11 protein-coding genes are annotated in these 14,229 nt (G+C 65.9%); 1 reads left to right on the plus strand and 10 read right to left on the minus strand.

The window, feature by feature from the left end:
* The 7 genes from V6D40_RS03535 to V6D40_RS03565 all read right to left on the minus strand — a co-directional run bounded on the left by V6D40_RS03535 (position 1) and on the right by V6D40_RS03565 (position 9,783).
* Positions 1-1,863 (minus strand): DUF294 nucleotidyltransferase-like domain-containing protein, encoded by a 1,863-nt coding sequence (locus V6D40_RS03535; RefSeq protein ID WP_334288982.1) that lies wholly within the window; start codon positions 1,861-1,863, stop codon positions 1-3.
* A gap of 56 nt (positions 1,864-1,919) precedes the next feature.
* Positions 1,920-3,425 (minus strand): cell wall-binding repeat-containing protein, encoded by a 1,506-nt coding sequence (locus V6D40_RS03540; RefSeq protein WP_334288983.1) that lies wholly within the window; start codon positions 3,423-3,425, stop codon positions 1,920-1,922.
* A gap of 10 nt (positions 3,426-3,435) precedes the next feature.
* Entirely contained in the window at positions 3,436-4,452 is a 1,017-nt protein-coding gene (locus tag V6D40_RS03545; protein WP_334288984.1) for a 3-isopropylmalate dehydrogenase, read from the minus strand.
* A 117-nt stretch (positions 4,453-4,569) separates the two neighbouring features.
* Positions 4,570-6,153 (minus strand): phosphoglycerate dehydrogenase, encoded by a 1,584-nt coding sequence (serA, locus tag V6D40_RS03550; RefSeq protein WP_334288985.1) that lies wholly within the window; start codon positions 6,151-6,153, stop codon positions 4,570-4,572.
* 46 nt (positions 6,154-6,199) lie between these two features.
* Positions 6,200-7,090, minus strand: coding sequence for a hypothetical protein (locus V6D40_RS03555; RefSeq protein WP_334288986.1), 891 nt, complete (start codon positions 7,088-7,090; stop codon positions 6,200-6,202).
* Positions 7,080-8,849 (minus strand): GmrSD restriction endonuclease domain-containing protein, encoded by a 1,770-nt coding sequence (locus V6D40_RS03560; protein WP_334288987.1) that lies wholly within the window; start codon positions 8,847-8,849, stop codon positions 7,080-7,082. The genes V6D40_RS03555 and V6D40_RS03560 overlap by 11 nt, the downstream gene beginning before the upstream one ends.
* 37 nt (positions 8,850-8,886) lie before the next feature.
* Positions 8,887-9,783: a cation diffusion facilitator family transporter gene (locus V6D40_RS03565; protein ID WP_334288988.1), complete on the minus strand. Its 897-nt coding sequence runs from the start codon at positions 9,781-9,783 to the stop codon at positions 8,887-8,889.
* A 226-nt stretch (positions 9,784-10,009) separates the two neighbouring features.
* On the opposite strand from V6D40_RS03565, the gene V6D40_RS03570 reads away from it, so the two are divergent.
* Positions 10,010-10,465 (plus strand): hypothetical protein, encoded by a 456-nt coding sequence (locus V6D40_RS03570; RefSeq protein ID WP_334288989.1) that lies wholly within the window; start codon positions 10,010-10,012, stop codon positions 10,463-10,465.
* Between the two features lie 247 nt (positions 10,466-10,712).
* Here V6D40_RS03570 and ilvC read toward each other — a convergent pair whose 3' ends face one another.
* The 3 genes from ilvC to V6D40_RS03585 form a co-directional block, all read right to left on the minus strand.
* Positions 10,713-11,726: a ketol-acid reductoisomerase gene (gene ilvC, locus V6D40_RS03575; RefSeq protein WP_334288990.1), complete on the minus strand. Its 1,014-nt coding sequence runs from the start codon at positions 11,724-11,726 to the stop codon at positions 10,713-10,715.
* Positions 11,727-11,818: 92 nt separating this feature from the next.
* The gene (ilvN, locus tag V6D40_RS03580) at positions 11,819-12,346 is read right to left on the minus strand and encodes an acetolactate synthase small subunit (protein ID WP_334288991.1); all 528 of its coding nucleotides are present in this window, start codon (positions 12,344-12,346) and stop codon (positions 11,819-11,821) included.
* Positions 12,346-14,205, minus strand: a complete 1,860-nt coding sequence (locus V6D40_RS03585; protein WP_334288992.1) for an acetolactate synthase large subunit — start codon at positions 14,203-14,205, stop codon at positions 12,346-12,348. Before V6D40_RS03585 ends, ilvN begins: the two co-directional genes overlap by 1 nt.
* Between the last annotated feature and the right edge of the window lie 24 nt (positions 14,206-14,229).

Genomic DNA, 14,229 nt, shown 5'->3' on the forward strand with positions numbered 1-14,229 from the left:
TCACACCGCCCGTGTCGGGTACTTGTTGGCCAGGCCGTTTTGCATGGACTTGATCACGCCGAACGCGTCGCGAAGCGCGGCCTTGTCCCGCTCCGGCAGCTGCTTCGGGTCGATGTGGTAATTCGGCGCCTCACCTGCGCGAACTTGCGCGGCCTGGTGGCGCATCGCGGCGTCGGAAAGGTACGTGTAGGCGTCGAGCAGGTCCGCCGCCCCCTTCTCCGACACCGTCGACCCGGCCGCCGCGCGCAGTCTCGCGTCAGTCTCTACCTCGTCCACGCCCGCGGTCAGCGCGTAGAGCCGCGCCATCTGCACCACCGCCGCCGTGCCGCCGCGCTTGATGTCGAGCGTTGCCGCGTACTCGCCGCTGCGCTCCACCACGAACCCGCGGAAGATGCCGATCGGCGGCTCGCGGAAGGTAGCCAGCGCCGCGAGGTGCGTGTGCAGGCGCTTCGAACCGCGGGCCGAGGAAAGCGCCGCCTTGCGTATGCCGTCGGCCATCTCGCGCCACCCCTCGCCAGCGCCGGCGACCGCCCGGAAGTCGAAGAACACCTGCGCGTGCAGCAGCGCGTTCGGGTCCGGCGCGGTCACCCAGCCGTGGAACGCCGCCGCCCACTGCGACGCCGTCATCCGCCACGCAGGGTTCGACGCCATCATCTCGCCCGGGCACAGCGCCTGCCCCGCGTGCGCGAGACCCTGGCAGATAAACTGGCCAAGATGTGCGAAGTATTCGCCGTGCGTGTCCGGGTCAAAGGAATCCGCCAGCACCAGCGCGTTGTCCTGGTCGGACGCGGGACCCATCTCGGACCTGGCCTGCGACCCAACAGCGACAAAGGCAAAGGGAACGGGAGGGGCACCAAGCTTGTCGACGCCCACCTCAACCAACCTCCGCGCCACAGCATCCGCAATCGCGGTGAGCAACCGCTGCGCCTCCGCCGCGGACGCGCCGCGCTCGAAGAACCGCACCGCCACCGCCACCGCCCGCTGGTACGCTCCGGCGAGCTCGTCGTAGCTGGCCCGCCCCACATCCGCGGCGAGGTAGATCGGGTCCGTCTGCAACAGCCGCATGAAGTCGGAGGAGCTGATAACACCGGTGATGGCGTCGTCGCTTCTCACCGGCAGGTGGTGGATGCCCGCCTCGCTCATCGCAAGCACAGCCTCGAAGACGAGCGCGCCACCGTCGATAGTGAGCACAGGTGTCGTCATCACCTCCGACACCGGGCGGTCCGGGTCCACCCGCCGCGCCACCACGCGTGCGCGCAGATCGCGGTCGGTGAGGATGCCAAGCTCCTCTCCCCCGTCGACAACCAGGCACGAGACGCAGCTGTCCTCCATCAACTGGGCGGCTGCGGCAATCGCCGTGTCGGGCCCGCAGGTCACGAGCGCCCGCGCCGCCGCAACATCGCTGACCGGTGTGCGCAGCACGTCGGCCGAGCCCAGGTCCTCCACCTCTTGCGCGGCGGCTCGAACCCGGCGCGACGCCGTCTGGAAGAAGCGGTGCATGTCCGGGTGCGCGGCGAGCAGCTCGTCGAACGCCTGCCGCGGCAGGATCATCAGGACGCTGTCTTCCACCGCCTGCATGAGGTAGCGCGACTCGGGCTCGCCCACGAGTGTGGAGTAGCCGAAGTTGAGTCCTTCGCCGCGCCTGTCCAGCAGCGTGTTGTTGTCGCCCACGATGTCCACGGCGCCGGAGCGGATGATGTAGAGCGAGTCGTTGCGCTCGCCTGGTGACACGACGGCGTCGCCGCGCCGAACGTAGGTGATGCCCATCTTGGCCGGCAGGGCGCGCAGCGTGTCGTCGGGCAGGTGGGTGAACGGCTCATGCGCGGCGATGAACCGGTAGACCTCGTCGAGTTCGACTGACATGGGCCAACACTAGCGCGCCAGAGCCAGGCGCAACCGGGTTTTTGGAAGACAGCCCGCTACTGGTAGCTGACGAACCAGGGGCGCGGGTTAACCGTGTTGTAGGTCTCCTCCGGCGTAAAGGTTGGGGTGTCCTCGTCGATGAAGTTCTTCCACGCCATGTAGTAGTTCGGGTCGAGGCCCTCGCGCAGCACGTTCCAGGTGTCGAACTTCTGCTCCGGCACACCGTGGCCGTCGGCGTGGAGTACCCACGCGAGTTCGGGCTGGCCGGTGCGGATGTTTTCCCGGTCCGGGTACATGGCAAGTTGGAACTGGTGGAGGATCAGCAGCTTCTGGGGCAGGTTGTTGTCGCGCACGAGACCCGCGAGCCAGTCCGCGACCACGTTAATCTCCTCGGCGGTGGCAGAGCCGATGCGTGACAACGGCGCCTCACCGGGGTTGAGCTTCCACTCCGCGTCCAGGGCGAGGCCCACGTTGGGCCGCTTCAGCAGGTCCTCATACATCTTCGCCTGCTCCAGGAAGCTTCCCTGGCCCGGCTGCAAGTCCAGCACGGCGTAGCCGCCCGCCTCAAGAATCGCGTCGACGTACGGGACGATGTCCTCCACCGGGGTTTCGTTGGAGTAGTTGCCGTCGTCGCCGGGGTACTCCGAAGCGACCGTGACAATGACCTCGAAGGCTGGGATGACCGGCTGGTCGTCCAGCGGCGCGTACCAGGAGGCGTACTGCTTGGCCAGCTCCGCGGCCTGCGCCGGGTCCTGCTCCCCCATCACGCCGAGTTCTGGGCCGTAGGGGTGGCCGTAGAGGGCGACCATGCGCCGACCCGGGAAGACGAGACCGCCGCCGCCGGGCAGCTCGCCGTTGCCGGCCAGCGCTACTCGCGACTGGTAGTTCTCGTTCGAGCCCCACTGCCGCCCGAGGGCGATGGTGTCCTGCGAGGTGACAGTCTGAATGCTCTCGTGAGTGTCCCGCGGGTCTGCGACGCGCAACACATCGACGTCTGCGCCGGCGGCCTTAGCAGTGGCGACCGCACCGCGCGACGACACCGCCGTGGCAAACACCGGGGGCAGCACGAGATCGACCGGGTTGGCAGCTTCCTGCGCGGCGATCGCCGCGATGTCGCCCGCCGGGTCCGCGCTTTCCACCGTGCCGGCGGCCTCGATCTCCTCGAGGTAGTCCTCGTCCGCGGCAGGCAGCTCGATGACGCGCGACGCGCCTAAGCGCTCCACCTCTGCGTCGACCACCTCTTCCGCGCCCGACTGCTTGACCAGCATCGGGGCACCGAGCGAGATAGCGACCGCAGCCGCCTGCATTTGGGTGTCGCGGTCCGGCGCCGAGACCACTACCGTCTCGGCTGTATCGAAGAACCGCTGCGAGACCTCCGCACCGGTGCCGTCCGGGTCCTGGATGACCTCGGAGCCGTCCATTGGAAGACGCTTCTCTTCGTCCCTCGCCGCACCAGCGTCGGCGCCGCCAATGCCTTGCCCGGACGAGCAGGCCGTGAGCCCGCCGGCGAGCACCAGCGAAGTGGACGTGAGGATAGCGATTGCGGTGCGGGAGAAAGCCATGCGCTCGAATCTATCGCAGCGCGGCTGCGATCCGGTCACCGACTTCCACCGTGCGGACCGCCGAGCCGCCGCGTGAGGCGACGTCGTCCTCGACAGCCTGCTCGATACGCGCCGCGTTGTCCTCGTCGTCGAGGAAGCGAAGCATCATCGCAACCGACAAAATCATGGCGGTCGGATCCGCGATGCCCTGGCCGGCAATGTCCGGCGCGGAGCCGTGCACCGGCTCAAACATTGACGGCGTCTCGCGCACGGCGTTGATGTTGCCCGAGCACGCTTGGCCCACGCCGCCCGCCACGGCACCGGCGAGGTCGGTCAGGATGTCGCCGAACAGGTTGTCGGTGACGATCACGTCGTAGCGCGCTGGGTCTTGCACCATGTAGATCGTCGCGGCGTCGATGTGGTTGTAGTCGACCTCAACCTCTGGGAACTCGGCCACGACCTCGTCAACCACGCGCTGCCACAGCCCGCCCGCGTTGACCAGCACGTTGGTCTTGTGCACCAGCGTGACCTTCTTGCGGCGCGTCATGGCCAGCTCGAAGGCGTAGCGCACCACGCGCTCGACACCGTGGTAGGTGTTCTGCGACACCTCGGAGGCAACCTCGTGGGGCGTGCCCTGGCGCAACGTGCCGCCGTTGCCGGCGTAGAGACCCTCGGTGCCCTCGCGGACCACGACGAAGTCGATGTCGCCCGGGTTTGCCAGCGGGCTCGTCGACGTCGGATAGAGCCTCGACGGTCGCAAGTTCACGTAGTGGTCGAGCTTGAAGCGCAGCGGCAGCAGCAGACCGCGCTCGAGCACGCCAGCCGGCACACGCTCCGGGTCGCCGACGGCACCGAGAAGAATGGCGTCGTGCTCCTTCAGGCTGGCGAGGTCAGCGTCGGTGAGCAACTCCCCGTTCTTCAGGTAGCGGCGCGCGCCGAGGTCGTACTCCGTGGTCTCCACGTCGTCGCGGACGGTGTGGAGGACCTTCAGGCCCTCGGCCATGACTTCGGTGCCGATGCCGTCGCCGGCGATCACTGCGATTTTCATTAAATGAGACGCCTTTCCTACTGGATGGAATCGTTAGGTGTGCCTTGAGGGTAGCAGTAAACCCCCAGCCGCCCTGCCAAATGAGGACGAAACTGGGGGCCGGTTCGGTACTTCGAACTAGTCCAGGTCGATTTGGACCGACTGCGCGTCAATGGACTCCGCGATCGAGCGCTCGAGCTCCTCAGGCACCTCGGACTCCACGCGCAGGATCAGGGTCGCGCCGCCGCCCTTGGTGGTCTGGGTGAGCGCGGCGGCCTCGATGTTAATGCCAGCGTCGCCAAGCTTGGAGCCCACCTTGCCCAGCGCACCCGGGGTGTCGGTGTAGCGGAAGAAGAGGTTGCGGCCCTCAGCCCGCATGTCCACGCCGCGGCCGTTGATGCGCACGATCTTCTCCACGCCCTCCAGGCCCGTCAAAGCGCCGGTCACTGTGGAGGTTTCGCCGCCTGCGCCAACCACCTGGACCTCGAGGGCGCTGCGGTGCGCGCGCGCCTCGGTCTCGGTCGCGGTGGAGTAGCTCAATCCCCGGGCTTCGGCGATCGAAGGCGCGTTAACGAAGGTCACCGGGTCCGAGACGATGCCCGAGAACAGGCCGCGGACGGCGGACAGGCCCAGGGTTTCGACGTCCTCGGTGGACAGCTCCCCGCGGGCGGTCACCTTGAGCGCCACCGGCGCGTCGTCAAGCAGGGTGCCCGCAAGAAGGCCGAGCTTGCGGGAAAGCTCCAGCCAGCGGGCCACCTCCTCGCCGACGCGACCCCCGGTGACATTGACGGCGTCGGCGACGAACTCGCCGGCCAGCGCCTTGAGCACAGAGTCGGCAACATCGGTGCCGGCGCGGTCCTGCGCCTCCACCGTGGACGCGCCCAGGTGCGGGGTCACCACGACTTCCTCGAGACCAAACAGCGGCGAGTCGGTGCACGGCTCGGTTGAGAACACGTCGAAGCCTGCGCCGCGGATGCGGCCGGCCTTGATCGCGTCGGCGAGCGCCTGCTCGTCCACCAGACCGCCGCGGGCGGCGTTGATGATGATCTGGCCCTGCTTGGCCTTGGAGAGCAGCTCGGCGTCGAACATGCCGGCGGTCTCCTTCGTCTTCGGCAGGTGGATGGTAACGAAGTCGGCGCGCGCCATGAGGTCAGTCAGCTCCACCAGCTCAACGCCCAGCTGGGCGGCGCGGGCCGGGTTGGCGTACGGGTCGTAGGCGATGATCGTGGTCTCGAACGCGCTGAGGCGCTGCGCGAACAGCTGGCCGATGTGGCCGAAACCCACGATGCCGATCGTCTTGCCGTAGATCTCCACGCCCTTGAACGCGGAACGCTTCCACTCGCCGTCGCGCAGCGTCTTGTCCGCGGCCGGGATTTGGCGGGCGGTGGACAGCAGCAGCGCAATCGCGTGCTCGCAGGCGGAGTGGATGTTCGACGTCGGAGCGTTGGCCACCATCACGCCGCGTTCGGTGGCGGCGTCAATGTCGACGTTGTCCAAGCCAACGCCAGCGCGGCCGATGATCTTCAGCTTCGGCGCGGCCTCGATCACTTCGCGGTCGACGGTAGTCGCGGAGCGGACCAAAAGCGCGTCAGCCTCCGGCACTGCGGCGAGCAGCTCCTCGCGGTTCGGGCCGTCAACCCAGCGCACCTCCACGGTATCTCCGAGAGCCTCGACGGTGGATTGGGCGAGTTTGTCGGCGATCAGGACAACGGGTTTAGCCACGGGGACACTCCTGCAATTACGTAAAAGGAACAGTTACCCCGATACATTAGTGCGCTGGCGTTGGCCCCGCCCCGTCGTCAAGCAAATAAGATTCTTCCGCCTGCATAATCTCCGCTCGTAGCTTGTCGTCCGGACCGAACTGCGCCCCGAGCGCAACAAGCGGGAGGTCCGCCAGCCCCGCCATCGCGAACAGCGTCTCCTCTGACGCCCGCGGGTCGGGATCGTCCACCACAACCACGTCGGCGCCGAAGCTGCGCGCGTTGGCGACGGACGCAATCGAACTTTCCGCAGTCGCGACGACCGCGGGGGCCATTTGCGCGTCACGGCGCGACATGATGGGAAACGGCTTCGCCTCTGCCCCCTTCATCACCGCCGGCTCGGCCCACGTAGCCCGCAGCCAGGTCGGATCGCGCGGGTCGAGGGCCGCAACCTCGGCGACAGCGTCCGCGGGGTCCGACACCGGGCGCTGGTTAAACCGCACGGCCATCATCACCCCCAGCGCTGCGGGGCCGCCTGGATCGCGGTAGACCCGCACGCGCCCGGAGGTGCGCGCGAGCGAGACGTCGCCGACGGTCAGCACGGTGTGGGTGCGCAGCCTTTCCACCTCCTGCGAGATCTCCTGGTGCCGCGCCGGGTCGTACACAATCATCGGAGCGTGCGCAGCAACAGCAATCGAGGCAGCCCGCAGCTGCGCTTCAACGGTGGCGTCGCTGACAACCAGCGTTTCGGAGTTGCTGAAGAACAGGCGCAGCGACGCAACGCCTTGCGTGTCGTCGACCACGACGGGCCGCTCCTCGAAGCGCTCGGCCACGTGGCGGGATTCGTTGGTGGCGATTGCGCGCTCCAGCGGGTTGAGCTCCCGCGTCTCGGCGCAGCTTGTGAGCGCGGCAAGCGCCGCCAGCGCCATCAAGCAGGAAGCGGCGCGCCTACTCGCCATCCTGCTCCTCTGGCGCGCTATCCCGGATGACCGGCTTGTCCATCGCGTATTCGATCAGGGAGATGAAACGGCGGCGTCGATAAGCAACAAAGCCCTCCCAGTCCGAAGTAACCAGGTCTGCAGGTGAGATCTCGTGACCCTCGATGACCTGGTCAAACTCCGCGTCGTCGAGCAGCGATTTCGACTGCAGCCTGGGCAGGTAGCGCTTCGGCTCGTTATTCTCGATGACCGCCTCGGTGCGCTGCCCCATCGGCGTGCGGTTGAGCACGCTTCGGGCGACGTCCGGATCCGCGCCGATGCTGGCGCAAAACACCGGCGGGAACACGGTGTGAAAGCGCGGCTGCAGCTCAGCGGCCGTGTCCTTGTCAAAACGCTTGCCGGTGCGCCAATCCCGCGCGCCGCGGGCCATCAACAACGCGAAGAGGCCGCGGTAGACGCCGCTTTCCTCCGTGGCGGAAAGGAGGCGCTCCTCGTTGAACTGCGCATCGGCAACGGTGCGCGGCATGGTGTCAGTCTCCCCCAGCACCCACGGCGTGACCTGCTCAACGTCGAGTGCCGCGCGGATCGTCGGCGAGTGCGCCCCGTAGAGCTCGCCGAACACGCCAGACCAGAACCAGCGGTGAAGGCGGTCGCGCGAGTCGGTGTTGTCCAGCGCGCCTGGGTGCTCGGCCAGCCGGGCCAGGATCGTGGCCAACGGAACAATTTGCGACGCGTAGGGAACCTGCTCCGCGGTGAGAATCGCGCGGTCGGCGAGAAAATCAGCAGCCTGCTCGAAAGCGTGCGCGAGCTCGTCGGCGTGGGCGCGGTACTCCTCCAAGGAAATGGTGAGGATGTCGCCGCGGTGGCCGGTTGCCTGGCCGTGGCGGCTGGAGATCAGCATGGCAAGGGCGCGGAGAAACTCGACGCGGCCAATACGGTCGAGCGCCGGGTGCTGGCGCAAACGGGCTTCCACACCGGACCAGTGCTCTGCCAGCACGAAATGCTCGTCCTGCGTGGCGAACATCGTGGTGAGCAGATCAAAGACGTCCATCTGCACGCCAGCGGAATTCGCGTGGGCGAAAATCTGGCCCACCCCGACCTGCGAGGTGGCGCGCTCAACGCGGATCACCGGAATGTCGTAGGCCGGCAGCGTGCGCATCACGCCGTTTTGGAAGATCTTCACCGCCTCGCGCATCTCGGCGCAGTCCGTGCCCGCGGCCATGTCGATGAGCAGGTCGCTACCCTCGCGCCACAACAGCTGGGAGACGGGCACCACGCCGTAGCGGAGCATGTCCTCCCGGGAGGTGATACCGCTGTCGATCTCCGGGCCGAAGTGGGAGCGGACGTTGCCCTCCAGGTCAACCGCGAAGACGGACTCCACCGGCATCGGGTCGGAAGCGACAGCTGCGCGCACGTCCACGAAAAAGCGGCGCTCAATCCGCTCGCCGCGGTAATCAACGGTAGGGATAGTGCCGTCGCCGGTGAACGCGTGGAAGAGGGAGGTCAGTCGCTGCTGCCCGTCCAAAAGCAGAAGCCCCGGGTGGGTGCCGTGCGCGTCGATACCGGTAAGCGGGCGCGGCCGGAAACGCACCGGCGAGTTGCGCGTGTCCAACGCGAGAAACGATCCGACCGGGTAGCCGCGCAGCACGGACGTGATCAGCGTGCGGATCCGATCGACGTCCCAGATGTACTCACGCTGGAAATCCGGCAGCTGCAACTCGCCGCGTTCCGCGCGCGCGAACAGATCAATCAGTGAATAACTCGGCGTGGTAAACCCCATGCCTCAAACTGTAGAACACATCCCCAACACGAGCTGGCTAGCAAATCCTCTCGTGGCCCACGTGCTCTGGGCGTTCCAGCTGGATGGTGGAGTGGTCGACACCGAGGTTGCGGAGCGCGTGCTGCGCGTCGTCCAACAGCCCGCCGGCATCTGCGGCGTCGGACACGACGAGGTGCACCGTGGCCAGCACATGGGAACCGTCGAGCGACCACAGGTGCAGATCGTGGACACCGACTACCCCGTCAAGGGCGCGAAGCGCCGGCTCCACCCTCTCAACGTCGAAACCGTGAGGCACCTGTTCAAGGAGCACTTTGGCGGAGTTGCTTAAAAGCTGCCACGCCCGCGGGATCACCAGCACCGCAATCACAAGCGACGCCACCACATCCGCTGCCCGAAAACCAGTAACGCGAATGACCACAGCGGCGGCGATAACCGCCACCGACCCAAGCATGTCCACCACCACGTGCAGGAATGCGCCCTCGACATTCACTGACGCTTCCCGGTGGCGCGAGAGGATCAACGCCGACAGCGCGTTCGCCAAAAGTCCGATGACCGCGATAACCAGCATCGTGGACGCGTCGACATCCGCCGGCGCTTTCAACCGCCGCAGCGCCTCAATAACAATGAAGACCGAAATCACAATGACTGTCACCGCGTTCACAAGCGCCGCTAGCACCTCGATGCGGCGGTAGCCGTAGGTTGCTTGGGCAGTTGCTTGCCGACGCCCCGCCATCACCGCTACCACCGCAATGATCAACCCCGCCGCGTCGGAAAGCATGTGCATTGCGTCGGCCATCAGCGCCATAGAACCGGAGAGCCAACCGCCGACCAGCTCGGCGACAAACACCACGCCGGTGACGGCGAGCGCGGCTGACAGCGCGCGCAGCGGCGTGGATTGGCTGGGGCCGTGGTGGTGATGGTGACCTGTACTCATGGCAACAGAGTATACGGCGGAATGATCACTATTGAAAAAGATTTGAAAATAACCCTTCGGTCCGTATCGCCCCACGAGCTGGGAAAACAAGCGGGGCGCGCAGCAAAAGGTCGGCGTGCCTCGTTCTCAATTCTCAAAGTTTTGCTACCGTGGTTTACCGAAGGCTAGGTTCCAGCTCGCGGCTGGCTCCTAATCAGAATTATTTATTACGAAAGGAAGCTAGTCAATGACTACCCCTAACCCGAACGATCCGACCCGCAACATCGACCCGAAGAACGTCGACCCGAAGAACGTCGACCCGAACCTCTCCCACGAGTCGACCTCCCGCCGCGTCGAGACCACCCCGACCACCGAGCGCGTCACCACCCAGCGCACCACCTCTACCTCCGGCTCCACCGCTGTGACCCCGGAGGAGAACAACAACGGCGGCGGCTGGTGGAAGTGGCTGATCGGCATCCTCGTTGCCCTGCTGCTGCTGTGGCTGCTGTGGAGCCTGTTCTCCGACAACGACGGCGACACCGACACCACCTCCTCCACCACCACTGCTGCGACCGAGGTTGTCGACGAGACCACCACCGTCGAGTCCGGTGTTGAGACCGTCTCCCCGACCGCTGCGGACGAGACCCTGACCGAGACCACCGTTGTCGACGTCACCGACACCGTCGCGCCGGCGACCAACTAACAGCTAGCGCCTCTTCGCAGGCGCGGCGCTTTCCCCGCTACGGTTTCGGCCGTGGCGGGGATTTTTTTGCGCGCCCCACTCTCGGTGATAGCGGGTAACTCCGCAGCAGCCGGTGAGCGACCTGCGGAAACGCTAGATCCGCACCGAGTTACCCGCTATCACCGTCCGACATCAACACCATTTGTACCCAGACAGACGAAAATCCCGCCGGCCACGTGGCCGGCGGGATCAGCGTTGAGCGAGCTACTTACGCGGTCTCATCGAGCGGGTTCTTGACCCAGCTCATCATGTCGCGCAGCTCAGCGCCCGTCTTCTCGATCGGGTGCTGGGAGATCTCGGCGCGCAGGCCCTCGAGCTCGGTGTTGCCGTTCTCGACGTTGTTGACCAAGCGCCGGGTGAAGGTGCCGTCCTGGATGTCCTTCAGGATCTCGCGCATGCGGTCTTTGGCGCTCTCGTCGATCACGCGCGGACCGGAGAGGTAGCCGCCGAACTCCGCCGTGTCGGAGACGGAGTAGTTCATGTTCGCGATGCCGCCTTCGTAGATGAGGTCGACGATCAGCTTCATCTCGTGCAGGCACTCGAAGTACGCCATCTCCGGCTCGTAGCCAGCCTCGACCAGCACCTCGAAGCCGTTGGTGATGAGGTACTCCAGGCCGCCGCAAAGCACAGCCTGCTCGCCGAACAGGTCGGTGACGGTCTCAGCCTCGAAAGTGGTCGGGATGACGCCAGCGCGGGCGCCGCCGATTGCCGCCGCGTATGACAGCGCCAGGTCACGGCCGTTGCCCTGCGGGTCCTGCTCGACTGCGATCAGACACGGAACGCCCTTGCCGTCGGCGAAGGTGCGGCGGACCAGGTGGCCCGGACCCTTCGGCGCGACCATGGCAACCGTGACGCCCTCGGCCGGCTCGATGAGCTTGAAGTGGATGTTCAGGCCGTGGCCGAAGAACAGTGCGTCGCCGTCCTTCAGGTTCGGCTCGATGTCGTTCTTGAAGATCTCAGCCTGGGAGGTGTCCGGAGCGAGCAGCATAATGACGTCGGCCCATGCGGCAGCGTCGGCGTTGGACTTAACCTCGAAGCCGGCTTCCTTCGCCTTGGCCGCGGACTTGGAGCCCTCGCGGAGACCAACGACGACGTCGACGCCGGACTCGCGCAGGTTCTGCGCGTGGGCGTGGCCCTGGGAGCCGTAACCGATGATTGCGACCTTCTTGCCCTGGATGATGGACAGGTCTGCGTCGTTGTCGTACAGCACTTCAATTGCCATGAGTGGAACACTCACCTTTCCTATATATTGGGACGCTTGTTTCACATTATGACACACCCGCGGTGTGCCGGGATGCAATAGCTCGTTTTTGGCTAGTTGTTTTTCCTCGACGGCGCCATGGTCTTCGAGCCGCGGTTGAGCGCGACCTGGCCAGAGCGGACCATCTCGCGGATGCCGTAGGTCTCGATGACATCCAAGAACGCGCGCAGCTTCTCCGGCGTGCCGGTTGCCTCGAACACGATGGAGTCCGGGGACACATCGACCACGCGGGCGCGGAAAATGTTCGCGGTCTCCACCACCTGCGCCCGGTTCTGGCTGTTGGCGTTGACCTTGACTAGGAGCAGGGAACGGGCGATGGTGGCGTCGTCGTCAAGCCTGAGCACCTTGATCACCTGAACCAACTTGTTCAGCTGTTTGGTGATCTGCTCGATGGCATACTCCGAGGCGTCGACCACGATCGTGAGGCGGTTGATTCCCTCGGCCTCGGTTTTCGCGGAGACCAGAGAGACCAGGTTGTAGCCGCGGCGCGTGAACAGCGCGGTCACGCGGGTGATAATGCCGTCGACGTCCTGGACGAGCACCGACAGGATATTGCGGGTGTGTTCGTCTTCGTGAGCCATTAGTTCGTCTCCTTGATGTCGTCGATGGTCTCGCTGATAGCCTCCGGAGTTTCGCCGGCGGATTCCTCCATGTCGAAGAACGGGCGCATACCGAGCGCGTACTGCATATCGGAGTTCGACGCGCCGGCCGCGATCATCGGCCACACCTGCGCGTCCTCGCCCACGATGAACTCGACCACAACCGGGCGGTCGTTGATCTCCCGGGCCTTCTCAATGGCGGGCGCGACGTCTTCTTTCTTGGTCACGCGGAAGGCGACTGCACCCAGCGCCTCGCTGAGCTGCACGAAGTCGGGCACGTAAGCCGTCTCCCCGCCGAGCTTGGTGTGGGAGTAGGTGCCCTCGTAGAACAAGGTCTGCCACTGGCGCACCATGCCCAGGTTGCCGTTGTTGATCAGCGCGACCTTGAAGGGGAAGCCCTCCATCGCGGCGGTGGTCAGCTCCTGGTTGGTCATCTGGAAGCAACCGTCGCCGTCGACGGCCCACACTTCCTTATCCGGGCACGCGGCCTTGGCGCCGAGCGCGGCCGGAATGGCGTAGCCCATCGTGCCCAGGCCGCCGGAGTTCAACCAGTGGCGCGGACGGTCGAAGTCGATGAACTGCGCCGACCACATCTGGTGCTGGCCCACGCCGGCGACGTACACAGCTTCCGGTCCTGCGATGGACGACAAGGTCTCAATGACGTACTGCGGGGAGAGCTTGCCGTCGGACTGCTCGTCGTAGCCGCGGGGGAAGCGCTCCTTCAGCTCACCGAGGCGCGCAATCCACGCGTCGATCTCCGGCGCCGCGTTGCGGGACGAGTCGCGGAACGCGTCGGTCAACTGGCTCAACACGCGCTTCGCGTCGCCGACGATCGGCACGTCCACTTCCCGGATCTTGCCCACTTCGGCCGGGTCGATATCGGCGTGGATGGTCTTCGCCTCCGGGGCGAAGGTTGAAGTGTCGCCGGTGACGCGATCGTCGAAACGCGTGCCGATGGCGATCAGCAGGTCGGATTCCTGCAGCGCACCGACCGCCGGAACCGAACCGTGCATACCCGGCATACCCATGTACAGCGGGTGGTGCTGAGGGAACGCGCCAAGCGCCATCAAGGTGGTCACCACGGGGATGCCGGTGATCTCGGCGAACTCCAGAAGCTCTGCGTGCGCCTCGGCCTTTACTACACCGCCGCCGATGTAGAGCACGGGGCGCTTCGCCTCCGAGATCATCTTCGCCGCCTGCGCAATCTGGCGGTTGTGCGGCTTGGCGTTGGGTTTGTAGCCCGGCAGGTCCACCACCGGCGGCCACTGGAACTCGATCTCCGCGGCCTGGACATCTTTCGGAATGTCCACCAGGACCGGTCCCGGGCGACCCGTGGAAGCCAAGTGGAACGCGGCGTAGAGCGCGCGCGGGATATCCTCGGGGGCCGTCACCATGAGGTTGTGTTTGGTGATCGGCATCGTGATGCCGCGGATATCTGCTTCCTGGAAGGCGTCGGTGCCGATCAGCGGGGAGCCGACCTGGCCGGTGATCGCGACCAGAGGAACAGAGTCGAGGTACGCGTCAGCCAGTGCCGTGACCAGGTTCGTCGCGCCGGGACCTGAGGTGGCCAGGCACACACCCACTTTTCCGGAGGCGACGGCGTAGCCTTCAGCGGCGTGGCCCGCGCCCTGCTCGTGGCGGACGAGGACGTGGCGCAGCGAGGTCGCGCGGGAAAGCGCGTCGTAGAGCGGGAGCACCGCGCCTCCCGGAAGGCCGAAAATAATGTCGACTCCGAGCTCCTCCAAACTGCGGACTACGGCGTCGGCGCCGGTGAGGATTTCGGGCTGCGCTTGACTGGGTGAATCGTCGAGCGCAGTCGAGGGCTTTGGTGAGGCTGCCACGATGCAAAGCTCCTTACTAGGTTC

Source organism: Corynebacterium sp. Marseille-Q4381 (assembly GCF_036881695.1).
GTDB lineage: Bacteria > Actinomycetota > Actinomycetes > Mycobacteriales > Mycobacteriaceae > Corynebacterium.